Genomic DNA, 23993 nt, shown 5'->3' with positions numbered 1-23993 from the left:
AGACTGTGGGACAAACGCCCATTTTAACGCCGAAGTGCGTTTTTCTCTGTATTTTCAATAGGTTAGTGGTGCGAGCTGCGGGACTCGAACCTGCTCCCCAACATTTTTGGTGTGTTGGGAGGCTCTCAATTCCAGCAGAAAACTGCGGATATGACGCTCTTCTCAGTGAACATTATGGAGAACAGGTTTGGAGAAAAACTGAAGCTAGTCAAGGGTTCTGTGGCGGTAGCCATATTGGCGTGAAGGAAGATGCGGCGAATTTTGAAATCGTTCCGGGGCACTGCGGGTCGCTCCGGGTTTGTGTGTGATAATCGGTCATGTCGGGTGGTGGATAGATTTTTTCAATCAATCACAAATTATAGATAAAACGATTGATAGACATTTTGGATATCGATCATGAGTCAAGGTGGCAGAATAACACCGTCGCATTGTAATTTTTTTAGAGCCAACAGCCATCCTCTCCTGATTTCGTCATGCAGCAGAAAAACGTGTAAATTTTGTCTTGCAAGCCTGGATTTCTATACACAAACCAGGCAAAAAGCGTGAGAAGTTATGGAAAGCGTTTAAATGCCCACACTCTCCCCTCCGAAGCTCTCGATGGTCGATCTGTTCGCCGGTTGCGGCGGACTATCGCTTGGTATGGAGAACGCTGGTTTCACTCCAGTATTTGTCAATGAGCTAAACAAGGATGCACTAGCAACTTATCTTGCCAACCGACACCACGATGTGGGGGGCAAACCATTCGCAGACCAACAACATCTACACTGCAATGATGCTAATGACTTGCAAGGTGACAGATTGGAGCGGATGGTCTCAGATTTATCAGCCCTTGGGATTGAATTTCCTACGTTGATCGAAACACAATCTGATTCAAAGCCTCGAGTAGAACGAGGAACTTTAGATTTATTAGCTGGAGGACCGCCTTGCCAAGGGTATTCGGGGATTGGTCATCGTCGCTCTTATTCGGTCGATAAAAAGGACCTGCCATCGAATCAGCTATACGGCCGAATGGCTCAAATTATTCGTCGTTTACGCCCCCGTATCTTCCTGTTTGAAAATGTCCGTGGCTTGCTTAATTCTAAGTGGACACGGGAAGGAGATGAATTAATTTGGCCAGACGTTCTAAGAGAATTCCAAGATATTCCAGGTTATCAGGTTCGCTTCACTCTGGTACGCGCTTCCGATTACGGTGTTCCACAGAACCGCCCCCGAGTCCTGCTAGTAGGGATAAGGGACGACATCGTTGAGAAAAGTTTTTCTGTAGATCTCGGGGCGGATCAATTAGACGCTGTGCAGTGTGGTTTTTTGCCAAAACCAAACCCGTCAGAGGCGCCTGATTTAGAAGAGCTCCTGAGCGATCTCGTCGATCTTGACGTGCAACAGCGCCTTGAAACACAGGACTTCAAAAGTAGTAAGTTTCAAACGACTGAGTATCCAAGACCTCCGCAAACTGCAATTCAACAGAAGTTGCGTCAGCCTCCGCCAGTTCATGAAGAGCGGTCTAACCAACTCACCGACCACGAATACTCAAAACATGCGCTGCGGATCGTGCAAAAGTTTAAGCACATGATCGAGCACGGTGAGATCCCTGCGCACGCACGTACAAAAAAGTTCGCGCAAAAAGTTCTTCCAGCAACATGGGGAAACGGGCGCCCAACGATAACAGCAACATCTATGCCGGACGATTATGTACATTACTCTCAATCGCGCGTACTAACAGTTCGAGAATGGGCTAGATTGCAGCTTTTCCCGGATTGGTACAGATTTGAGGGAAAGCGAACTACTGGTGGCATTAGACGCGCTGGCAATCCCAGAGAAGGCCTCTTTGACCGTGAAGTCCCCAAGTATACCCAAATTGGGAATGCTGTCCCTGTTGGACTCTCGGAGCGTGTTGGAAATAACTTTAAATATATTATTGAAAGCGCACTGAATAATGTTAGAAAAAAGTGATTTTTCTATAGTAAAAGCGCTAGAGATTTTAGGAAAAATTGGTGTTGAATCTGCCTTGTTGGTCCCAACTAAGACAGGATTAGAAAAATCAATATTTGATGCGACTGATAATTTGCGCCAATATCTTTCGAATCTCCAATACCATGATTTTAGGCAGCAGGGGCAAGGTCAAGGCTGCAAGATACAGCGCGAAGCTTTTTTAGTAAGAGAGAATTCGCTCGAGAAGACCACAGTTTCGATGTATCGCCCAGAAACTAAAAGAGGTGACCCACGGATTTGGCTTGGGCATTCTGTGCGATCATATGCGGTGGCTTACAATCTTCTAGCTATCGTTGTTTTAGACAGCGTCATGTACATTCTGAATATGAGTGATTGTGCTGTCCGGTCCTCTCTTACTAATGACGATTCGCCTTTCAGAAAAATTGTCGATCAATATACTTTGCCCTCCTCTGTGGCCGGAGAGCTTCTCGGGCTGCTGCGGGGTATTTCGCAACAAGGATTTGTAAAGACGCTGAGGTCTGGGGATACTGGAGTTGGCTATACGCTAGAGACCCTACTCGGCATTTCTGCGAACTCGCGTAAGGCACCGGATTTCAAAGGAATAGAAATTAAGGCGAAACGTAGCAGAGCGGGCTCAGGAGTTAATCGCTCTACTCTTTTTTCTAAAGCTCCCAATTGGAAACTTAGCCCTATTGGCAATGCTAAAAACCTCCTAGTCATGCGAGGTTATGATGACAAAAATGGCCGTCGTTCTCTGTATCATACACTCGATGCAGCAGAGCCAAACTCATTGGGATTAATCCTTGAAATTGATCCAGAGTGCGATTGGCTAAAACAAGTTTATGTCGACCCTTCAAGTGGGGCACGTGTGCACGACGTTACTTGGGAGATTCCGATTCTAAAAAATGACTTAGCTGCTAAGCATCAAGAGACTTTTTGGGTAAAAGCATTTTGCCGGGGCCGAGGAAGCATGGAAGCGTTTCATTACGTTGAAGTTCAGCATACCCAAAAAGCTATGACTGCTAATCTGCCAGCTTTAATTGAAGCTGGGGTTATTACGGTTGATTATGCCCTTCATTATAATGGTACTAGAGCACGAGATCACGGTTATTTATTCAAAATTCGTCCTGATAGCCTTGGAGCGTTATTCCCCCCGCCGCGTGTTCACGCTTTGTTATAACTGACAATATAAGAGATTTAGAAAATCTTTTTTTCATGTGCTTTGGAATAACAAAATATTAATACGCGCTAAAATTGTCTAAAAAGGGATTTCTATCCTCCCTAAAATTAGGAGGCAAGCTCATCAATCAACGACTCTTCATTTCCTCCGCATATAATGCTTCCTAACTCGTCTATAAGTTCTAAAGATATTGCCAGTCTATATCGCATGCTTCTTAACGTAACATTTGTTGTATTTGCTTCTTTTCCATGCGCAATATCATTGCGACTAGATATCAAAGAATTTATTTCACTTTTATAGTTTTCTTTACTTTCAATCCACCTATTGAATTTCTCAGACCAGCTCAAATCAAAGGATCTAAGAATAAAATCAATATTACTTATTTTCATATTGCGTGATTCTGGCCAGGTGTCTGATATATATTTATCTAGGCGTGATATTTCATGTGATGAAACGAATTCGAGAAGTATTTCTTTGAATGATTGTTCGATATATCCTGATATCAAGACACTTACGTATTTTGCCCAGTCGGCTTGTTCTTCTGGATCAGAAGGACTTTTTTGGGCCAACGCTTCAAGGCGTGCACGGTAACTATGGCGCAATGCATTTGAAGATATACTCATTTTTTTAAGAATTCTTCCAAAGAAACCCGAAGACGCACTGAAACACGATTGGTATCGTTTGTGAATTTATCTACAGACCACAAATAACCTTTTTGATTATCTGGAAGACTTGAAATTTCTTCGCCTTTATCATTTAGCCCTCGCGTGTCCTTGTGAAGATTTTGCAATTTTTCTTTAATAGATTGCTTCCCGAGTATTTCTTTTGCTTGATCTGTGGCTTCTTGAATATCCTTATAAATTTTATCACCCAAAATTGACATTAAGGATACAACAAGAGCATCAAAACGAGTTATTATGAAAGTTCCACCAGTCTTTAATGCGGAATCTCCTAAGCTTTCTCTGATCATACTTACTGATGATTTGAAAATAACTTCAATATTTCTGCATTCGTCTTGTGGAATATTTCTATTATCGCTTATGAATGTGTCTAAAAATTTTGGCATACTTGCTTTATAGTTCGATCCGTTTTTATAAAGAGCAATCGCTCTTAGTATGGCCTCTTGGTCTTTCATGCGACTATGAACGTTACCAAATAGAGCTCGCCAATCTTCATAATCGTTAATGTTTTGTATCGTTGTTAAAAGATTACCGTGGAAAATGCTTGCCCTTACTTCCTGAGCAGTTAGAGCTTTTCCACTCGTGTTTAACCTCTTAAATATTTGAATAATTGCTGCATTGTATTCTTTTCCAAGTTCTTTATCGTCGTGTTTTGGGTTGGGTTTGATTACTACGGCATGAATTACGGCATCGGATAGCGTACGCTCATCGGATTGGTCTATAATTTTTGCTTTTTTATTATAAATATCTCTGCGCTTACTATGGTATTTATTTTTTAAATCTTGTGGTATATCCACTCCAGAGAGAGAAAACTCTCCATTTAAATAGGATTGAAGCGTTTTAAGTCTTTGCTGACCATCGATAATATTTAACTTGCTTGTCTCAGAATCTTTCGCGAGAAATATTGTTGGAACGGGCAGCCCAAGAATAAGAGATTCGATGAAACGTGATTTTTCAGCATTGGACCAAACAAAGCCCCGTTGAAATCCAGGTACGTAGATATCCTCGCGGTTAAGGCGTTTCACGAGACCTTCTACATCTACATCCCAGCCATAGCTGCTTACCTCGAAACGATAACCGTTCTCTGTTTCTGCCTCACTATTATCGTCTTTAATTTCTGTGTCTTCAATGTCATCTTTGTCATTGTGCATTTTTAATAATCCAAAATATTTTAAAAGACTCTTGAAAAACAAATATCATATTATTGTATATTAAGTAAATAAGTCATTTGATATTATTTTCGTTAAATGTGTCTTACGCCGCGGTCAGGTTAAGCAGATGAACCGAACAATCAAGGAGGCAACCTTCGAGCGTTTCCATTGCGACAGCCATGGGCAGTTAAGAACGTACCTCAGCGATTTCATGGCAGCCTATAACTTCGGGCGAAGACTCAAGACTGTGAACGGCTTCACCCCTTACGAAGGCGTCTGCAAAATATGGACTTCAGAGCCAGAAAGATTCATCATCAATCCAACCCATCAAAATCCAGAGCCAAACAATTAGAACACCTCGGGCTACGAGGAAGGCGCAGGAGAGAGCCTTTGAGAGTTTGGCAGCGGATGGGGTATAAGCTCCCCTCGGCTTCGATCCTGCTCCAGCGCTTTGAGTGCTCCTTGTAAGTCGCCTCTCCGTTTATGCGCTGTGATGGAGGCTTTGGTCGCCTTTGATACTGAAGCAGGCGGTTGCCACACATCGCGCAGTCGCTCCATCCGCTGCTCTGCCGCCTGTCGTACGGGTTGATGGTCCGCATACCAGTCCAAGATGATTTTACGCCGCTTTTGTTCTGCTGCCCGCGCGTATTCTTTCAGAAGATCCCGACATTTGTCCTTATCGCTCAAGATGGCCAGCATGTGATGACGGGCATGAAGAACAGCACGTTTTGCTTGCTCTCGCTCATCAGGAACAGGCAGTTCCAGTGCAGCTGGTGGGTGCGTCGTTAAGCCAAGACGGTAGAGAATGTATTCGAGGAGATAGCGCAGGATCTCTCCCAGATTAGCTGCGGCCTGTCGTAGTCGTTCTTCATCTTGTGAGAGACGTTTTTTCTGGAAGACCTGCCATCGCAGGGCGCGTGCCTCATTAAGGCGTTCTCGGGCAGCTACAAATTCTTGGCCTGCTGTATTCAGCTTTCGCCGTAACGTGGCGATATCTCTCATCAAAAGATCGGCCTGCTCGTCGACCGATAGAAACATCTTGTTCTCCAGCGGATGCTTTTTCTTCAAGATTGCCTGAGAAGCTCTGAAGTCTTTCTGCCAGTCCTCGAGATAACGACGGAAGCCGTCGGGCAAACGATCCGGCTTACTCCAAGACAAGATTTTAGGCTTGTGACCTGTACGCTTCAGCGGGATGATCTGTGCATCTTCTGGGCGAGAAGAGGGTTCAGGTGTTTTTGCTGCTTTGGATGGAGGCGAGAGCTTTAAGGGTTTTCTTCTATTCTTTGCCGTTGAGCCTTCTTTCTCCAAAAGCTCCCGAAAGTCCTTCATCCTGACTTTCGTCAGCCGTGTGAAGGAACCGATCAGCATTCCATCCTGAGTCTCAATGATATGGGCATCCCGACGCCCGTCTGTGCGATCTCCTGATCTCATATGCCAGCTCTTTGTCACCAACAGATTTCGAAAGGTTGTCAGGTCATTGTCCGAGGCTTGCCAAAAGCTCAGGATTTCCCGTCTCGCTGTCGGAAGGTCAAAATCTTGCCGCTCCGTTATCCTGCGAGCTTGTGATGTATAGGCTGCAACCGGGCGGGCTGCTCCATCTTGAGGGGCCAATGCCGCAATCCTGTCCGCATCGTCGTGATTGCCTTCTGCCCTCAGGGCCTTTGCAATGGCGTGATCATGCCGTCCAGCGACCAAAGCATGACCCAGTTGGATTTCCTCAACTCGAGCAATTTTCTCAAGCCGTTGCCAAGAAAAACGACTGCTGAGAACATGGTCGTCTTGCCACTCTGGCAGGAGAAGATGGCCATGTGTGCGGCCGTCCTTCTGATGGATGACGAGAGTCATACGGCCAGGATCAGCAGATAGCTCTGCACAGATGCGCTCCGCAAAAGACGCCAGCTGTTCATCCGTCATAGGTTCTGCTGGATTGAAGGCAATATGCCGCAGGCCATAGCGGATACCCTCGCGTTTCGCTTCTTTCATCCAGTCTTTGAGGAGGTAATCACTACCGGATAAAACAAGGATGGCTTCATTCTTTGCACCTGCAAGAACATGTCGAGAGACAGTCTTATGGCCGCTCGACGTCTTGATACGTGTCTCTTGCACAATCATAGCGAGGCACCTGCATCGCTTTCAGTGCAAGACCGGGCCTGCCATCTGGGCGTCAGCCTGAGAGAGAAAGCGTCGACGACGCGGTAGATGTAAAGAGCGGAGCAAGCGGTCCGTGCGGTCTTTGGTCGTCTCAATGGCATCGAGAACGTCACCGCAGCGAACCGACTCTCCGCAATGAGCTGCATGGGCAAGTTGATTGAGGTTATTGCCGATGCGGCTGAGCTCGAGGCGCAGGAGGCGAAGTTCAGGACCGAGCTCTGACGTCTGCTGCCCTGTCATCGCATGCTCTTGCAGCAGCAACCGAACGTAATGAGCCGTGGTCGCATGGCCATGCCGTTGGGCTGCTCTGGCCCACACGTCGAGTTCAGCGGGGTGGGCTCTGATGGAGAGACGAGACGTACGAGGAGGGGACGACGGCGCTGGTCGGGAAGGCGTGCAAGGCATGGCGGTATCCTGTTCTGTGGGGGTCAACGGGGGAGGTACTCCCCCTTGCCAGCTGTCGAATGGGTAGCCATTCGACACTGCTGGCTGAAGACAGAATAACCTCTGAAGAGTTATAGGTAATCCCGAGAGCCGATGCCTAATAAAACTGAAGTATTACATGGTTTTCATGTTTTGTGACCGTTGTTATCTGGCGTTAACTCGTCCCACCACTGCTCTAAATCTTCAGAAGAGAGTCCAGAAACTTCATCAGAGGATTTGGACGGTGTCACTTCGACAGCCTTTAACCTGACCCCAGCTCCCAACGCTTCAGGAGCTGCTGGGTCAGCGTTAATGAACACCACGCCGTGTTTCTCTAAAGTCTCCCGGATGGCTTTCAGGGTTCGAGGATGAGGCGTCCGCGACCCCGTCTCAAAATCAGCAATCGTCCGGTGAGCGACCTCTGCGTGTTTCGCCAGGTCTCGTTGTGAGAAGCCCAGCATAGCCCGGGCGGCCCGGCACTGTGACGCCAATAGAGACATGGAAAGCTTAACCCCGAAGACAAAAGAAGGACGACGTATTTGTCTGCATGCTGCACCAAAAACGTAGGTTTCGACAAACGTCTAGAAAAATCCTGCACTGTTTTTTCCGAGCTTTTTGGGTGCTTCTTGTATCTATGTGAGTCCATATATGTTTACTTTAGTCCATATATGACGATATAAAGTGCTCCGTTAGGAGAATGCGATGGCGCGATACGGATATGCACGGGTTTCCACGGAGGCCCAGACGACGGACCCGCAAATTCTGGCTCTTACGAATGAAGGCGTGGAAAACATCGTTGTAGAAACGGTTTCCGGTTCTGTGCCTGCTCATAGCCGTCCGGCACTCTCTGCTCTTCTCAAAAGGCTGACGTCAGGCGATAGCCTGACCATTGCTAAACTGGACCGCCTGGGGCGTGATACAGTCGACGTTCTCGAACTGGTCAGAGTGCTGGACCAACGCAATATCCGTCTGCGCATCCTGAATTTGGGAATAGAAACAGGGACCTCGAATGGACGTCTGTTTCTGACCATTCTGATGGCAATGGCCGAATTTGAACGTGAACTTATCCGTGAAAGAACGCAGGCTGGCATCGCAGCAGCTCGGGCGGCAGGCAAACGCATTGGACGGCCGCCATGTCTGACATCGACACAGCGTCGGTATATTCGGAAAATGGCACAGGAAGGGGCGTCACTCAGAACCATTGCCGCCGTGTTTCGTGTCGGGCGGACCACCGTACATCGCGTTGTCCAAGAGGCGTCGCTGTAAAACACGAAGAGGCGACAGCACGTCTCACTCCCGGATTGCGGCGCCGTCTTGCAGCAGACGCATCGCGTTCTCATAGACGATATTGCATATGGATTTTGTCAGCTTTTCCATGGGGCTGGTTACAGTTGCCAGTATCATGCTGAGCAGAACACCGGATGTCGCAATGAAGCATGCCATCTCAACGGTGTGATGAAGGGGATAATAGGTCACGATAAGAAAGCTCGTGACGGAAATCAGAACCGAATATTGGAACAGGAATAACGGGAAAGAGATTTCTCCGAGGAACTGAATGCCGCGTGTTTCCAGAAAACGCCGTCCCTGAGCATTCCCCAAAAACGCCAATGTAAAGAGAGGCGCTTTGATAAGGGACAATCCCGCGTGGAAATAAGCATGTGGAAAGACCAGACTCAGCACGAACAGAACCGGCAGAGCGGATAGAAAAAGGACGCTGGAGGCTGCTGTCCTTTCAAATCGACTCATGTTTCCCGATGTTCGTAGAAACGCCAGAAAGGCACCGAAAAGAAAGCACAGCAGAAAGACGACGGATTTGCCGTCATGGAAGACCAGAAGGGTTAGCGCCAACAAAACAGGCAAGGCTTTCCTGTTGAGATGCAGAAGTGCGAGCATCAGGAAAATGACGATGGAGCCTATGGCTTCGTAATGCATCGTCCACAGGAAGGGGTTGAAATAATGGGCCCTGTTTTTGAGAAAGACGTCCAGAAATGAAAAACGCAGGACATCAACGAGGGTGATGTCTTCGTTAATCCAGTGGAAAAGCCATTTGCTTCCTAAAATATCCTGAGTGGGGATTTCATAGACGAGATGTAGGCGTATCAACAGGAAGAGGAAGGCTGTTGAGAGCAGGGTTGGAACAACCAGTCGCGGATATCGCTTAATGGCTGGTCTGAGAATGGACGCAGCGTTCCGTTTTCTCAGAAAGCCAGAGCTGAGGGCGTCTCCTGAAATGATGAAGAACACTGCGACCGCCAGATTGCCATCAAACACGGCCTTGATAAGGGGGGTGTCCATCAGGGCAGCGGTCTGCCCAAACGTATCACAGAAGAAATGCGAACAGACGACCATCAGACAGGCAATGCCTCGCAGGCCATCCAGAGCAACGATACGGGTGTTTGCGCGCACCGATGTGTTGCGGCCCTTTCGAACGGTGTCCGCCTCAAGAGGAGTGAAGCATTCGCCCGAAGAAAACATACCGCATGCCTGTGTTGACCTGACCTGCGTTTCACAATCCGTCGGTTTTGGGACAGCGCGGGGAAAATGGGCCCTGCTGTTTCGAAACCCTGTTCCGGAATGCCGGGAGGACAGAGGCGATGACGCGGTATGGCTATGCACGGGTCTCGACAGGAGACCAGGTTTGCGATGGGCAAGTCGCAGCCCTTCAAAAGGAAGGCGTGACCGATATCGTTTTTGATACGGTGTCCGGCAGCGTTCCGGCTGCCAGTCGTTCAGGCCTCTCCAGTCTGCTGAGCCGCCTCAAGGAAGGGGACAGTCTGGTTGTGGCGTGTCTGGACAGGCTCGGCCGTAACACCCTTGACGTGATGGGGTTGGTGAGCGACCTGACTGAGCGACGCGTTCGAGTGCGTATTCTCAATATCGGGATTGAGACGGGCACCCCGAATGGTCAGCTGTTCCTGACCATTCTCGCAGGCTTTGCTCAGTTTGAGCGGGAGCTCATTCGCGAACGCACAAGGGCGGGGCTTGCAGCTATCCGGTTGGCCGGAAAACAGCTCGGGCGACCGCCTGTTCTGACTGTTCGGCAGAAGAAACATGTCAAGGAACTGAGCGCTTCTGGACGGTCACTGGGAGAAATTGCAGGAATTTTCCGGGTCAGCCGCACGACCGTCTGGAGGACGGTTCACTGCGGCCTGCACTGTTCCAATACCCGGAGTTGAGGGACAGTCCTTGTGCTCTCCCTTCCCCGGTCATTGACAGCATTCCGCAAATGACCGGTTTCGGGACACTTCAACGCCGATGAGGTAGTCAGGTTGCTAGAGCAGAAGGCAATGTGATGGCGGGTAAACGGGATGTCGGCTATACGAGTAATTTTTTTTAGCCGACACTTTTGGCTACTGACTGAAGATTTCTTAACTGAGTAGCATATTTGCAATGATAATTGCAATTTATAGGAGATATTATAAAATATAGAAACAATAAATTTCACGAACGAAAAACGAAAATGTTTACACATCAAATTATGAATTTAACAAAAATCTTCAGGGCTATTTACTTGAAATCTAGAAAAATTCCAGCATCCAAAATAGTTTTTATTTATAGCCTTATTTATTTCCTGTAGTCTATTATATAGTGATTTTGCATAGTCATCCTTGTCGACTTTTTCAAATATATTCATCTTAGAAATTTTACCATTGTAGGGAGATTTTCTACATGATTCAGCCATATAAATGGCACTGTTTACTAACTCATTAATTTCTTCTTCACTCTCTGCCCACAGATCTCTGGCAAAAACTTTGATCGATTCAATAATATATTTTACTATCAACTTCAACCTAATCGCCGGATGCGGATGAGAACCTTTAATTTCTCGTAATTCAATATTATAATTTTCATTAAACATCTCAAAAGTTTGATGCATCCCAACTATAAAAATCCATATATCGCGTTTATATATAATTTCATCTTTATCTGTACTTTTTAAAAATGGAATTATTCTTATACAAGCTTCACGATCTGCAGAAAATTCAAAGAGATATCTATCAATAGCATTCGTTTCTGCAATATTGGGAGCTTCATAAAAAATGTTCATTTCTTCGCAGTTTTCACTATGTAATTCTTTTGCTACTTGGCGATGGCCTTGAACAATGTGTGATAGTTCATGATAGTATATCCACATAGAGCAAAGTTTTACCAGTCTTTCTTCAATATAGGTTTTATTCATGTTTGGTGAGAAAATATCTTCACTAACGCGCTCATAAGCAGAAAGAAATTGCGCCTTGAACAAATGATCTGATCTGAATTGATTAAATACATCCATAAAACTACGCAGCCTATCAATGACTCCATAATTTATTACTATACTGTATTCATCGGTACTGACTGTACATCCTTTTTTTTCAAATCTAGCACAAGCTCTAAAAGATTCATCTCGTTCCCAATGAAGTAATACCCTCCCCTTTGGAAGAGTAAATATTTCAGTAGATTCATCATGAACATCATTGATTGAACTAATTATCATATAAATATAATTTAACTCTTCTGATTGGCTCATTTATTGTCTCCGATAATTATTAAGGTATTTTGCGACCTAACTTAGTTAAGACCACTATGAATACGAGATACCATATTTTTCTTGCATTCATAGCAAATGGCGAAAGCTAGGCTTTGCTGTTCGTGGAGTTATGTTCAGTTTTAGGAAGGGCGTATCGACACTCTTACGTCTGATTTGAAGGCGGGAGTGGACATCCCAGCCACAGTAGACTTGGAGACCTTGGGTAAAGCGGAGCGATTTATAGATCGCCCTCATCGTGTCACCGGCTTAACTCGTTCGGAATACCTGTTGAATGCCGTGATCTCCGCGGTCGGAAACGTCGCATCGCGCTTATATATCTCGGCACACAAGAATGCCTTTTCAGCTGGAAAGTCTGTGTCGGGGACATCGATCCACCATGCGCGCGGCGTGCCGTCCTCCCCACCGCTCCAGCGATATCCGCGCTGTTTAAGAATATCCTTCGCGTCGAAAGGAGAACCTTCCGCCCAACACCGTATGGTCTTCCCCCTGGCTGAAACGAGCAAGGCCGAGAACGTTTGCTCACCACTCACCGGGAGGGGGCGTGAAAGAAGTTCGATCGTCGCGTAGCAGTCGTGGACAGCCCTGTGTTTGCTATAGTAAAAGCCGCTGCTCATTGCGAGAAAGGCGAGCTTGGAGCTTTCGAAGCCCTCGTCGCGCCACTTTACTTCGCTCATGGAACATGCCCACGGATTTTCCGCAAATGCATGACAGAAGCGCTCAAGGAAGCGTCGGTCGAACGCCGCGTTATGGGCAACGACAAGGCTGGTTCCGGCAAACGCCGCGACCTCGTCCGGGTTGATGACCTTCCCTTCCACCATCGCATTATCGATTCCCGTCAGCTTGGTTACTTCACTTAAAATCGGCTTGGCAGGTTGCCTGAGGCCTTCGAACGGAGCGCCTATACCGACAATTTCGCCGAAATGGGTGTAGAAAAAGGGGACCATTGCAAGTTCAATGATCTCATCCTTCTCACAGTCCAGACCGGTGGTCTCTACATCCGCCAGAATAGCGCGTCGGGTGCCCAACGGGGCCTCTCTCAACGTTTTAGCGGGGCGAAGGCGACGAAGCACCCTGTAGTCGCCGTTCGCCTCAAGCTTAGCGATCATTTCCGCAGCAGAGGCGCTATCCATCGTTATTCACCGGATTGGCGGGAGATAGTGGAAGCGGGGGCAGAGGGAGTGGCGGAGACAGGCAAAACGAGGTGGGGCGCCCCGCTTCATGGAACCACAAGTCAACGATCTTGGCATCATCGCTGGCGGGCAGCGGGTCGGCACGGCGTACCTTGAAGGTCGTCGGCAGATTGACCGAATTTCCGAACACCAGCGCGTGCTGCTTGGGCAACGAGGGCAACCGTCGAAGGACGCTGTCCGAGATGAAGGGCGTCATTTGCCTGATTTGGGAAAGATCGTCAGGGTTCTGGATCCGATGGACAACGAAATTCGAACACTGAGACAGCACAGTTTTCGACAGTTCGCTCGGCCTCTGTGAAGCCACGAGCAGGAAGAGACCATATTTTCGGCCTTCCTTAGAGATGCGCTCAAAAATCCGACTGGCATCGACCGCATGTTTTGAGGGCGTCGAGGCGACGTAACGGTGTGCCTCTTCTAGAAGGAGATGGACTGGGAAGCGGTTACGCGGTTCGGCCTGGCGCAAGAGCCGAAGCACCATGCGTGCGATGACGGCGCTCACCAGTTCGACGACCTCGTCCTCGACAGCATTCATGTCGATGATGACAATTTGGGCCGACTTAGTTAGTCCACCGCCAGCCAACGGCGAAAGACCAAGCAACGTCGCGAGAAAGATTTCACGGTCGCCAGCGGTGGCAGCCTCATGCCTCAGAAATTCGTAGTCAGCGCGATCTTCCAACGCCTTGAAACGCGTGACCATCTGTGAACAGTAGTCACGGATCTGGCGATTTCCATGGGCCTCTTCGTAGAGCAGCGCTAGGTCAATGGCGTCACCGAGGGCTGAAAAATCAAATGGGGTGCCATCATAATCCGGCAATTTGAAATCCGACATGATGAATCCCGGATTGCTGTCGTCTCCGGTCAAAAATTCATATGCTTCGTCTAATTTCTCCATGTTGCCGAACTTGATGCTTATCATCGGCAATAGCTTTTTGAGTGTTATCTGTGCGGTCTGGAACCGCTGCAGAATGCCGCGAATGCGGGTATTTTTTGCTCCTGGCGATGTTTCGTCACGCAAAATGAGAGTGATGCAGCTCGCCAAGATATGATTGCGAATATTACTGTGCTGAGTTGAGCTGGCAGTGCCAAACAATGTTGCTAGCCCCAACGCCATGCGCAGGATTGGCACCTGCGTCCTTTCGCTCGCCTGCAGTAGCAGTTCCCATTCGGAGACGTCGAGATACCAGTGGGGAAGGCGGAAACGGCCTGCCCCCGCAGTCCCGTCAAGAATGAGGCGGTTCACACTGATATCCGTTTTGTTTGGAAGCTCGCCGAACGCCTGATGATATTCACCATTAACGTCGAATACAACGAAAGTGGCACCGCGGGCACGGTGCTCGTCAGGCTTCTCAAACAGCGACTGAAGAACAGAGGCCACAGTGCAGGATTTTCCGCTACCCGTATTGCCCAACACCGCAACATGACCGCCGAAAAAGTCGTCGATCCTGACCTTGACCTTGTAATCTTCGAACACCACCGACTGGCCTATGCCGAGATTACGGAAGCGCGTCGCATCGGAGGGCACGCAGCCCGCCCCTTCAAAGCCGATCGAAGCAACAGCGACGGTCTCTGTGTCAAAGATGCGATCCAACTCTCCGTCGAGCGCATAGAGCGCGTCGGCATAAAGCGACGGGAAGATAGACACACCGAACCTGAACTTGCCTTCTCCAGAAGCAGGCAACATCCCGACTGGGACAACGTCGAGGTATTTCGCCGAGTTTGCCTTGTCGAACTGTCCAGCCCCGTCGCTGGCCATATCCTTCTCACGCAAGCCGACAATCTCGGCCACGACGTATTCCGACTGTGCCGGGATCATCAAAAATGAGCCAAGACGGGCGACATAGTGCACGTCGTCGAAGCCGACCACCGTGAAATTATCGGTTCCTCCAAGCATCTCGATAACGAACCGGTCTGCTGAAACCGAGGTAACCTTGCCAATTGCCCGCTGGTGGTCGTCAGATCCCATTTTATACCTCCCCAGACTTACGACCGAACGTCTCCAGCACAAGCCTCACTGCGTCATCGATCCGCTCAGCAGGCCTTTGTGGTAGGAAATACTCGACGATGGTATCGAAATAGTGAGCTCGTGAACCTTCGATAGGTCCTTCCCCTCCGATGATCCAGATGCGGGGATCCTTCAGGGCAATGAGCTTGGCGATCTCTCCCGTCGAAGCCGGATCTGCAAAAACAATCAGCCTGAAGGTTGGAATGGTGAGCGCTTGGTAGATGATATTGTTGAGGTGCTCGTCACCAAACGCGAAGCCAGCTGTGATCAGCACGCTCTGCTCGCGGACTATTCGTGATTGGAACTCCCTGAAAAGATCAGCGTATGGCGACCCTAGGCTCGAATTCTGTTTCGCCGGGGTCGGGTAGATCATGACCTTGCCGGGGACGTCCTGAGGCACAGTCTCCCGGATGGGAAATAGACCATGGTCATCCTCTGTCCAGCTGATCGATCCATGGAGCTTGCAGAGATAGATAAAGCTATCGACAGCAGTCCACTTCCGGTTGGACAGGTCAAGCTGTTCAGCAAGAGCATATCGAAAGGTTGCCGGATTGAAGCGACGCTCTACAACCCCGGAAAAGCCATTGGCATAGGGCACGCCGAGCCGGTCCATCGCCCGCTCGTTGAAGAGATCGTAATTGGTCGTGAACACCCAGGGCCTAGGAAGCGAGCGATCGCGCATCACCAGCTTGCGATAGAATGACTCGTAGAGCGCGAGGACCGAACCATCGCCGTGGGCGAATGCGCCATCGGTGCAGTGCTCCCACAGAAAATTCTGCACTTTGGCGATCAAACTCTCGATTTTGGCCTTCTGCTCGACATGCTTGGCGAGGTCGCTCCGTGCAAAGACGAAACGAAGGCTGTGCAGAAGCTCCATTAGCCGCTCAAGGTTTTTCTCGTATTCTGTTCCTTTGAGTTTTGCCCCCAACCTACCGAGGAACTCTACGTCATCTGCGACGAGCGCCCACTTCGGTGGTTCAACCTGATCTAAGTTCTCATCAAGTTCGATTGTTGGGTGCGTACAAAAAGTCTTGGCCAACGGGGCCATAGTCGGAATGCCGCATTCCTTGCCGTCTACCCACATCGACGAGCAGCCGGCACCTAGTAAGAAGGCTACGTTGCGGGCGTTCATTGCTTCTCCGATAGCCTTGCGAACTAGCTCCTCGTCCTTACCCCAAATCAGGGGAGGCGCAGGCACATCGGACGACCGGATAAATTGAAATGTGCGTGGCGGAGGAGGCGGAGAGCTCGGAATGTTATCTGCCATGGGGACCATCAGCACGCAAACTCGCCATCAGAAACATAATCAGGTGCATCGCAAATTCGCTCCTCAGTTCTTGACCTAAGGTATTCCGCATTTTTATTCAGAGCAATTTCAGAGAATATTTCCCGATAAACTAACGCCGCCCGCTTGATACTCTTGAACTCAAAGAGCAGATTGGTCCACCGAAGCGGGCTGTAACGTAGACATAATTCTCGACTTGTTCCGGAACAGACCGCCTGATGATATTTGAACCTCAAGCGGTTGAATGCGTAAGCAATTCAACTATCCGTAATCGCTAGAAGAGCGTTGGATGATGCAGGTCGGCTTTGGGAAACTTTCCTAACCGTATGTGTGTCCAATATGAGGCGAAAGCAGAAGGTCTTCTGTTCTACCCACAATAAGAAATTATCTCCTAAATGGTACTTTGTATGACGTGGGTTTTGCGGTGGGATAGAGTAAGAGACATTTGAGTCATCATCCAAGCGGGGGAAGGTTGAAGGCGGGATACTGAATTGCTTCGACCGTCCTCTTCAGGTTCTGCATCTCAATGCCGCTGAGGTACGTCGTCGCTCCCTGACTTTTATGGCTGGCCTCATGTCCCAGCAACGCATCAATCCAAAGCTCCCGGATATCGCTGTTCTGGTTTCGTAAAAGCGTCGAGACAGTATGCCGGAACCCGTGAAACGTGACCGCTGGGGGAAGCTCCATCATTGTTTTGTAGCGTGAAAACGCCCGACTGAAGTCAGCACCACGATTGCCATCCGTTGATATCTTCAACTCAGAGAAGAGATATTTCTCGCCTGCGTTCTGGAAATTCAGAATACCCCAATCAAGCAAAGCGGAGTGGATAGGAACAAGACGTTCTCCGGCCTCAGTTTTGGGAGACCAGTTGTCTTCAGGATGAGCACAAATGCGGAAGCATAGAACGCCATCAATAGTCTCAATGTCCCCATTGCGCAGATTGCAGATTTCTCCCAAGCGCATCCCGCTATAAGCGGCAATCATCGTGATGCCTTTGAAGGTATCAGCAGGAATACTGCACAAGGGCCAAGGCGTTTGCAGAAGTTTACTCATCTCCTCTGCTGTCCAGGCACGACGTGAGGTCTTCTTGGTCAGATTGAAGTCCCAATTGCCCCAGGGATTCTTCTCAACCATGTCTCGGCGCAGGAGGTCGTTCCACAAAGAGGAGAGGCGCATGAAGTGGTTCTTCACAGTCTTTGCGCTCAGCGTCGACACATCCTGAGAGGCCGCTCTTTCGATTTCGTCTTGCAGGGACAGGTTCTTGGTTTTGCCGTGTGAGGCTGGGAGAGAAAACAGGACATCCCTGAAATCACCGGCGACTTTGCCATTAATCTCGCGAATGGACTTGTCACCAAAAGCCTCAATGAAAAGCGCTACGGTTCTGCTGGTGTCTCTCTGAGTTTCGAGGCTTTTCGCAGGCTTGCTGTTCAAAAAGCGGTTGAGCGCCTCAGTGAGTAAAATGGCGGGCCGTGTCTTCGGTGTTGCTACGCCCTTTTTGGGCTTTGTGTCAGTTTCATTGGTCGCAGGCGCTGAGGTCTCGGTTGCAGTGCTCCGACCATCGAGCGCTTTTGTGAATGTACTCAAGAGCGTCTCATGAAGACGCTTGATTTCGTTCTCAAGACCTTTCTTCTCAGCGGCGCTGATATTGGAGGCCTCGATCAGTTTTCGCGTCATTGCCGTCATGTGATTTTGGCTGTCGAGCGCGACCGCAATAATTTTTTCGATGCCTGCGCTCAAAGCCCGGACGTCGTGAGCGTGTTGCATCGTGCTTTTGTAGTATCTGATTTGTCCGGCCATCTCCGCTGACGAGACGTCATTCTTTCGAATGGTCTCCTGCGTTGCGAGCATGTTTTGGTATTTATCCAGCAAAGCCCGATAGACGTCGTCTTTGGTTTTGAAGCCGTGTTTCTTCATGAAATCTGCACTCTCGTTCGGAGAGGGCAGGGAGGTTTCAGAAGGTGGTTTGGAACGGCTCACGCTGCGAAGTCCTCTGAAAACATCAGTCGTTTGGGCATGCAGCTCCGCTGCGCGACGTCGGGCTTCAACTTTGCCTGCTGTTCCCAGCGAGATCCAGATCTCACTTTTTCCGAGAATCGGACGAAGTGCCGCGGGAACGACACGGCGGAAGTGGAATCGTGAACCGACTTGCTTGAGCACGAAGTTTCTCCAGATTTTGGAGAAGAGCTTTGGAGAACCAACCCGCAGATTGCGGGTCATACCCTCGAATTTTCAATGAAATCAGAGAGTTATGTGGTGCGAGCTGCGGGACTCGAACCCGCACGTCCTTGCGGACTCGAGATTTTAAGTCTCGTGCGTCTACCATTCCGCCAAGCTCGCACAGCTCTCATGCTGCGCGCAGAAGAGCGGTACCGTTTTCTCTCAACCAGCGTTCCGCTGCAAGACGTCCAATGCGTCCTTCGGGAATAAAACTGTCCACCAGAGCCCAGAAGTCGGAGCCATGGTTGAAGTGTTTCAGGTGCGCCAGTTCGTGGATAATAACATAATTCTGTATTGGAACTGGCGCCATCAGCAGGCGCCAGCTGAGCATGATCCGGCCCTGTTTCGTGCAGCTTCCCCAGCGCGTTCGGACCTCACGCAGGTCGAGACGTGTGGGATACAGAGTCATTGTTTCGGAATGGGCCTGAAGTGTCTGGGTCAGACGTTCTTTTGCCAGAATCTGAAGAAAATCGCGGACGCGACGGGTTGTATGGGAAGCATCTCCGCTCACGTGGAGCCCGTCTGTATCAAGCCAGCATCCACGTCTGGCCATGGGGTCATGAAGAATCGGAACGTGGTGCCCGTCGATCATGACGTGAGAACCGTCTGTCAGTGCGGGCTTTTCCGGCAATGCCGCAAGGGCTCTTGCGATCCATTCCGTCTGTTGGTGAACAAAAGCCAGTGCTCGGTCTTTGGTGACAGTCTGGGGAACCGTGACGATGACTTCGCCGCGGACTGGTTCGATCCGCAGGGTGATGCGTTTGGCCCGTGCCGAACGCTTCCAGATCAGTGGAACGGTCGGGGGGACCATGGATGTCAGCCCTTGCGTTTCAGGACCTGACACAGCGGCGAGCGGTCCGGCCATTCGCCGGGCCAGTCTTCCAGATGGTCTTCCAGTGGGCCAGCGCGACGTTCGCTGATGCAGCGGTCCTGAACGGATGCACCGGAACTGTGGACGCCTTTGTCGTTGCCCGTGCGCAGCGGGTGCCAGTCGGGGAGATCAAAGCCGTCGCGTAGCAGGCGATAAGAGCAACTGGGCGGAAGCCAGTCGATTTCGGCCAGAAGTGCAGGGGTCAGGGTCACGCAGTCGGGGACCTTACGGTGGCGGTCGGCGTAGTCGGTGCAACGGCAGGTATGGGTGTCGAGAAGGCGGCAGGCAACGTCAGTGTAAATCACCTCTTCCGTATCTTCGTCGCGCAGTTTGTTGAGGCAGCAGCGACCGCAACCGTCGCAGAGGGATTCCCACTGCTCGGAGGACATCTGATCCAAAGGAACGGTTTGCCAGAAAGGCGCGGAGGAAGACGTCATGGATGGTCCAGCAGGGCACAGGCGACGCAGAAAGCGGTCGCCAGAAGAAGAGAAAGAACAACGGATGGCAACAGAAGCGGAAACCAGATCAGGCGCAGGCGTGTCGGCAGATCTGCTCCCAGACCGATGGCGGCGCGGGTCGTGCCGGGAGGAAGAGTCAAAAGAGTTGCCCCAATGGGAAAAGCGACTGCGGGGGCGATGAGTAGTCCTTCGAGCCATCCCGGAGCAGAATGAAGACTGGCCATTGCAAGGGCCAGCCCCGGTCCGGGCAGAAGCAGGATCAGTCCCAGACGGCGCAGAACGGAAGCTGGAAGAACGCGCATGAGGAGTGCGATCAGCGCACAGGCTCCCAGAAGCCCTGTCAGAATCGAGGGAAGATTAAGGCGGAGCGCGAGGGCCATCAGGGCGTCCGGGGAGCGAAATGTGCTGCGAACTGCTGTTCGAGCGCGTCGCCATGCAGGGACCAGAACGTATCGCTGACCGTCAGGAACGTAGGAGCCGCTTCTGGGGGAACGGGCGTAGGCATGTCTTCCAGATGAGGCGCGTGCATCCGGAGTTGCTCAAGGGCCCGGTGGGCGCTTTCGGCGGAAACATTAATGGGAATGGCCCAGAAAAGGGGCGAGCGGAGCACATTCTGTGTTCCGGCAACGAACAGTGATGTCGCCGGGCCGGATGGAGCGCGCGCACTCACGCTGGTGACTTCAGTGGCGGGTGCGCTCAGCATAAGGGCGCCGCTCTGTTCCATGATGCGGGCGGCATCGGCCGGTGTTTCCCACCACACGATATAGGGGCGCAGCAAGTCCAGTCTGCGGAACGCACGCTCCACGCCGGTTGGCGTCGAAAGCGTTGCATAGATATTCTGTGGCGCAACGCCGTCAGCCAGCAAAGCGATTTCCAGTGTTGTCCGGGCGCCAAAATGCAACCCCCGTCGTCCCGGATGGCGGGCCACATCCCAGAAATCCTGCCAGTTTGGGGCTGCTGTCAGCCGTGAGCGATCCCAGGTGAGGGCGATGTCGCTCACGCCTCCGGGAATGCCGCAGGTGGAAGTGTTATCTATCGGACGAACCCATTTGCCTTCACAGGACTGAGCCAATTGCGTCCCGGTGACGAGGACGGCCATCCATGCGGGTTTTGCTGCCTGCATCGCAGTCTGGAGGGTGCTGGTCTTACCGTCCCATTCTACCAGAGGCAGCGCGGTGTTGGCGGAAGTCAGGGCGTGCGCTGCGATCGTTCCTTGCGGAACACCGAAGCCGGGTTCTGGACGATGGACGGGTTTGCGAACGTGGCGAACGCGTCTGTGCCCATGGGCGGAGGCCGGTGCGGGCACGAAAACGGATGTAATGTCGCGCCCGACAGACGTCAGAAACGTGCCGATACCACCGCTCTGATGGGGCGAGGCGGCCTGCACTGTCGAATTTAGCGATGACAGAATCAGCAACGCGCACAAAGACGCCCGAAGCGGAAGGCTCCTGCGGGAGATCCGACCAGATGTCCAAAAGACATGTCGCAAAGGGAAGGCGGGCCGGGTCAGAACGAGAGGATCCTCAGAAAAATTCAGGTGTCCGAAAGGGGCTGTCCGATTACACTCGGACAGAACGGGCGTAGTTTAATACATCCCGGCACTCAGCGGAAAGGCTGTCGCATGAGCAGCAGGCCAGGCAAGCTGTACGGAGGTGCCCGATGCCGGGATTTTCTGGGCCTGAAGCGGGGGGCGGCGCAGTTCGATTTCCGTCCCTTCCGCACAGCGGACGCGCATGCGGATATGGTCGCCGAGATGGGTACTGTCGGTCAGCACGCCCCGCACGGGGATGTCCCCATCGTCATCCATGCCAAGACTCTGGGGGCCAAAAAACGGCGATATCCGGTCCGGGCGAACGCAGACAAGACATTCCTGCCCCTCGCTCAGATCTTCGGAAACCATGGCATCTACAATCCCTCCGCAGGCGAGATGCACGCGGGCCACGTCATCGCCAATGTCCAGAATCTGCCCTGTCAACGTGTTTGTCTCGCCGAAAAGGGTTGCGACTTCAACGCAGGCGGGACGGTCATAGAGACGGGCTGCGTCAGCGCACTGCAAAAGTACATTATCCTGAAAAACCGCGATGGCACCGCCGGAGCGCAGGGCATCCTCGCGCCGTGAGACGGCATGGATGACGCTGAGGTTCAGGGCGCGGGAGAGGGTGCCCAGCAGGATCGAAATGCGGCGTGCGGCATGTGGATCGAGCGCGTGAAGCGGGTCATCCAGAAGCAGAACCTCAGGCGACGCGATCAGGGCGCGCGCCAGTCTGACGCGCAGCGACTGTTCAGCATTCAGTTCAGCCGGGCGCAGGTCGGCATGACCATCCAGTCCCATGAGCGAGATCATCCGCCCGGCGGCGGCCTGGGCCTCCGTTTTACCTTTGCCGTTTGCGCGCAGGCTGAAGGCGATATTGTCGCGCAGGTTCAGATGCGGAAACAGCGGGTCCCGCAGACTCACGATCCGCATGCGCCTTTCTGCGGGCGGCCGGGACGTCACATCGTCGCCATTGACCATGATGGTGCCGCCCAGATGGGGCAGGAATCCTGCCAGTACGTCCAGAAGGCGCGACAGGGCCGCAGGCTGGTTGCCGAAAAGGGTTAGAGTCGCTCCCGGCAGGAGCGACAGATCGACGGGCGGTGCATCGATGGCTGCACGCAGGCCGACAATATCCAGCACGGGCTGCACGACGGCTTTGGGGCGGGAGGGGCGAGTGCTCCTCTGCTTGGGAGCCATGCGGGGAGCGCCTGACAGGCCTGACATGCAACCTCTGGGAGAATGGACCGTTATGAGCGAAACAAAATCAGGCCAGAACGGATCTGACCTGATACTGAAGAAGGGGTTTGAACATGAGCCGTAAAAGCGTCAAGGATAACATTGAAGTTGCAACCGAGACCACGCAGGCTCAGATCGACGGTCTGCGGACCCAGTTGCAGGAACTCCTGAACAACCGCATCAATCCCGCCCTGCTCGACGCAGCGGACCGTACGGATCATGCCGTTGCAAATGCCCGCAAAATCACGGATCATGAAATTGAAAATGTTTCGACGCGTGTGCGGGCGCGTCCGATCGCAGCCGTCCTGATTTCGGCCGTTGTCGGTTTCCTTGCCGGCCGTTTCTCCAAGTAACAGCCCGGTTCTTTCCAGGCAGGAGACGGACGGCATTGCGTCCGGCTCCGTCCTGAAGAAGAGGCAAACGATTTCCCATGAAGCCCATTGAACTCGGACAGGACGTCCTTGCTGCCCAGGGACAGATCCTTTCCCGCTCTGCCATGCGAATCGGCCGCAGAGTCGCTTACGGTGTTGTCGCTGCAGTCTTTCTGATGTTCGCGGCGATCTCGTTTCACGGGTTCCTGTGGGCATTCTTTATTGACGTGGTCGGACTGGGGTATGTGGCCTCTGCGCTCTGCGTCATGGGTGTGGACCTTCTGTTCGTCCTGATCTTCGGACTTCTGGCGGCCCGCTCCATTCCGGACCCTGTCGCAATTGAGGCGCGCATCCGTCGTGATCGCAAGCTGGCACAGCTCAAGCAGTCCGTTGCCATGGCGGCCCTGACAGGCGTTGTTTTTGGTCCCGCCGGGCGTTTCACGTTCAGGCGTATACTGGATCTGGTGCGTAATATCCTCGGTCTTCGGAAATAAGACATTTTGTGGCTGATATTGGCCAAAGCCATATAGTCAGCCCCAGCGTAATGGCGTAAGCACGTCTCCAGAACACAACCCCCTCATTATTTGAGGGGGACTCGGTGTGTTTGATTGAGGAGCGTTGTGGGCGAGTTGTCTTATAGTCTGGCGTTTGACAGTCTGGTGGTTGACGCTGGAGCTGGTTTCTGATGCTGGCTGAAGTTAACCTGTTTGGCGTTTTCGTTGCTCCGCTTTCCATTTATGCCGTAGCGGCGGTCTTTGTGACG

The 23993-nt window shown here is 51.3% G+C and carries 22 protein-coding genes, 1 tRNA gene and 1 pseudogene; 7 read left to right on the top strand and 17 right to left on the bottom strand.

Features of this window, described 5'->3' with window-relative positions; all coding sequences use genetic code 11:
• Nucleotides 1–567: 567 nt before the first annotated feature.
• Both HKD28_RS03025 and HKD28_RS03020 read left to right on the top strand, forming a co-directional pair.
• A complete protein-coding gene (locus HKD28_RS03025; protein ID WP_194266833.1) occupies nt 568–1950 on the top strand; it encodes a DNA cytosine methyltransferase in 1383 nt (460 codons plus the stop codon).
• The gene (locus HKD28_RS03020) at nt 1934–3130 is read left to right on the top strand and encodes an MvaI/BcnI family restriction endonuclease (protein WP_194266832.1); all 1197 of its coding nucleotides are present in this window, start codon (nt 1934–1936) and stop codon (nt 3128–3130) included. Before HKD28_RS03025 ends, HKD28_RS03020 begins: the two co-directional genes overlap by 17 nt.
• 107 nt (nt 3131–3237) lie before the next feature.
• On the opposite strand, the gene HKD28_RS03015 is transcribed toward HKD28_RS03020, so the two are convergent.
• Both HKD28_RS03015 and HKD28_RS03010 read right to left on the bottom strand, forming a co-directional pair.
• Complete coding sequence (locus HKD28_RS03015; protein WP_194266831.1) at nt 3238–3753, bottom strand: HEPN domain-containing protein; 516 nt, start codon at nt 3751–3753, stop codon at nt 3238–3240.
• Nucleotides 3750–4961, bottom strand: a complete 1212-nt coding sequence (locus tag HKD28_RS03010; RefSeq protein WP_194266830.1) for a DUF262 domain-containing protein — start codon at nt 4959–4961, stop codon at nt 3750–3752. The genes HKD28_RS03015 and HKD28_RS03010 overlap by 4 nt, the downstream gene beginning before the upstream one ends.
• Before the next feature lie 109 nt (nt 4962–5070).
• On the opposite strand from HKD28_RS03010, the pseudogene HKD28_RS15640 reads away from it, so the two are divergent.
• Nucleotides 5071–5313 (top strand): annotated as a pseudogene (locus HKD28_RS15640) (IS481 family transposase); the annotation flags it as partial.
• An 11-nt stretch (nt 5314–5324) separates the two neighbouring features.
• On the opposite strand, the gene HKD28_RS15635 reads toward HKD28_RS15640, so the two are convergent.
• The 3 genes from HKD28_RS15635 to HKD28_RS02995 all read right to left on the bottom strand — a co-directional run bounded on the left by HKD28_RS15635 (nt 5325) and on the right by HKD28_RS02995 (nt 8035).
• Nucleotides 5325–7073, bottom strand: coding sequence for a hypothetical protein (locus HKD28_RS15635; protein WP_235993270.1), 1749 nt, complete (start codon nt 7071–7073; stop codon nt 5325–5327).
• A 21-nt stretch (nt 7074–7094) separates the two neighbouring features.
• Complete coding sequence (locus tag HKD28_RS03000; protein ID WP_194266829.1) at nt 7095–7517, bottom strand: plasmid mobilization protein; 423 nt, start codon at nt 7515–7517, stop codon at nt 7095–7097.
• A 164-nt stretch (nt 7518–7681) separates the two neighbouring features.
• Complete coding sequence (locus HKD28_RS02995; protein ID WP_194266828.1) at nt 7682–8035, bottom strand: helix-turn-helix domain-containing protein; 354 nt, start codon at nt 8033–8035, stop codon at nt 7682–7684.
• 202 nt (nt 8036–8237) lie between these two features.
• Here HKD28_RS02995 and HKD28_RS02990 point away from each other — a divergent pair, with 202 nt between their 5' ends.
• Complete coding sequence (locus tag HKD28_RS02990) at nt 8238–8801, top strand: recombinase family protein (protein WP_194266827.1); 564 nt, start codon at nt 8238–8240, stop codon at nt 8799–8801.
• 24 nt (nt 8802–8825) lie between these two features.
• Here HKD28_RS02990 and HKD28_RS02985 read toward each other — a convergent pair whose 3' ends face one another.
• Complete coding sequence (locus tag HKD28_RS02985) at nt 8826–10010, bottom strand: acyltransferase family protein (RefSeq protein WP_235993268.1); 1185 nt, start codon at nt 10008–10010, stop codon at nt 8826–8828.
• A gap of 119 nt (nt 10011–10129) precedes the next feature.
• On the opposite strand from HKD28_RS02985, the gene HKD28_RS02980 reads away from it, so the two are divergent.
• Entirely contained in the window at nt 10130–10711 is a 582-nt protein-coding gene (locus HKD28_RS02980; RefSeq protein WP_235993267.1) for a recombinase family protein, read from the top strand.
• Between the two features lie 308 nt (nt 10712–11019).
• Here HKD28_RS02980 and HKD28_RS02975 read toward each other — a convergent pair whose 3' ends face one another.
• The 11 genes from HKD28_RS02975 to HKD28_RS02925 all read right to left on the bottom strand — a co-directional run bounded on the left by HKD28_RS02975 (nt 11020) and on the right by HKD28_RS02925 (nt 22847).
• Nucleotides 11020–12045, bottom strand: coding sequence for a hypothetical protein (locus HKD28_RS02975; RefSeq protein ID WP_194266825.1), 1026 nt, complete (start codon nt 12043–12045; stop codon nt 11020–11022).
• Nucleotides 12046–12296: 251 nt separating this feature from the next.
• Nucleotides 12297–13196: a 3'-5' exonuclease gene (locus HKD28_RS02970; protein ID WP_194266824.1), complete on the bottom strand. Its 900-nt coding sequence runs from the start codon at nt 13194–13196 to the stop codon at nt 12297–12299.
• Complete coding sequence (locus HKD28_RS02965; RefSeq protein ID WP_194266823.1) at nt 13189–15219, bottom strand: ATP-binding protein; 2031 nt, start codon at nt 15217–15219, stop codon at nt 13189–13191. Before HKD28_RS02965 ends, HKD28_RS02970 begins: the two co-directional genes overlap by 8 nt.
• 1 nt (nt 15220) lies before the next feature.
• The gene (locus HKD28_RS02960) at nt 15221–16390 is read right to left on the bottom strand and encodes an SIR2 family protein (RefSeq protein ID WP_207728839.1); all 1170 of its coding nucleotides are present in this window, start codon (nt 16388–16390) and stop codon (nt 15221–15223) included.
• 606 nt (nt 16391–16996) lie between these two features.
• Nucleotides 16997–18760 (bottom strand): site-specific integrase, encoded by a 1764-nt coding sequence (locus HKD28_RS02955; RefSeq protein ID WP_235993266.1) that lies wholly within the window; start codon nt 18758–18760, stop codon nt 16997–16999.
• Nucleotides 18761–18794: 34 nt separating this feature from the next.
• Nucleotides 18795–18880 (bottom strand) — tRNA-Leu (locus tag HKD28_RS02950).
• Nucleotides 18881–18887: 7 nt separating this feature from the next.
• Nucleotides 18888–19571 carry a M48 family metallopeptidase gene (locus HKD28_RS02945; protein ID WP_194266821.1) on the bottom strand — a complete coding sequence of 228 codons (684 nt, stop codon included), beginning with the start codon at nt 19569–19571 and terminating at the stop codon, nt 18888–18890.
• Between the two features lie 5 nt (nt 19572–19576).
• A complete protein-coding gene (locus tag HKD28_RS02940; protein ID WP_194266820.1) occupies nt 19577–20068 on the bottom strand; it encodes a YcgN family cysteine cluster protein in 492 nt (163 codons plus the stop codon).
• The gene (locus tag HKD28_RS02935) at nt 20065–20469 is read right to left on the bottom strand and encodes a hypothetical protein (protein WP_235993265.1); all 405 of its coding nucleotides are present in this window, start codon (nt 20467–20469) and stop codon (nt 20065–20067) included. The genes HKD28_RS02940 and HKD28_RS02935 overlap by 4 nt, the downstream gene beginning before the upstream one ends.
• Entirely contained in the window at nt 20469–21506 is a 1038-nt protein-coding gene (locus HKD28_RS02930) for an extracellular solute-binding protein (protein ID WP_228125674.1), read from the bottom strand. Before HKD28_RS02930 ends, HKD28_RS02935 begins: the two co-directional genes overlap by 1 nt.
• A 168-nt stretch (nt 21507–21674) precedes the next feature.
• Entirely contained in the window at nt 21675–22847 is a 1173-nt protein-coding gene (locus HKD28_RS02925; protein ID WP_194266819.1) for an ABC transporter ATP-binding protein, read from the bottom strand.
• Between the two features lie 86 nt (nt 22848–22933).
• Between HKD28_RS02925 and HKD28_RS02920 the strand changes: the two genes are divergently transcribed.
• Both HKD28_RS02920 and HKD28_RS02915 read left to right on the top strand, forming a co-directional pair.
• A complete protein-coding gene (locus tag HKD28_RS02920; protein ID WP_062027183.1) occupies nt 22934–23212 on the top strand; it encodes a hypothetical protein in 279 nt (92 codons plus the stop codon).
• A 77-nt stretch (nt 23213–23289) separates the two neighbouring features.
• Nucleotides 23290–23724, top strand: a complete 435-nt coding sequence (locus HKD28_RS02915; protein WP_099287713.1) for a hypothetical protein — start codon at nt 23290–23292, stop codon at nt 23722–23724.
• Nucleotides 23725–23993: the final 269 nt, after the last annotated feature.

The organism is Gluconobacter cadivus, from assembly GCF_015244745.1.
Taxonomy (GTDB): Bacteria; Pseudomonadota; Alphaproteobacteria; order Acetobacterales; family Acetobacteraceae; genus Gluconobacter; species Gluconobacter cadivus.
Note: the sequence above shows the minus strand (reverse complement) of the source record. Positions and strands in the feature narration are given on the sequence as shown.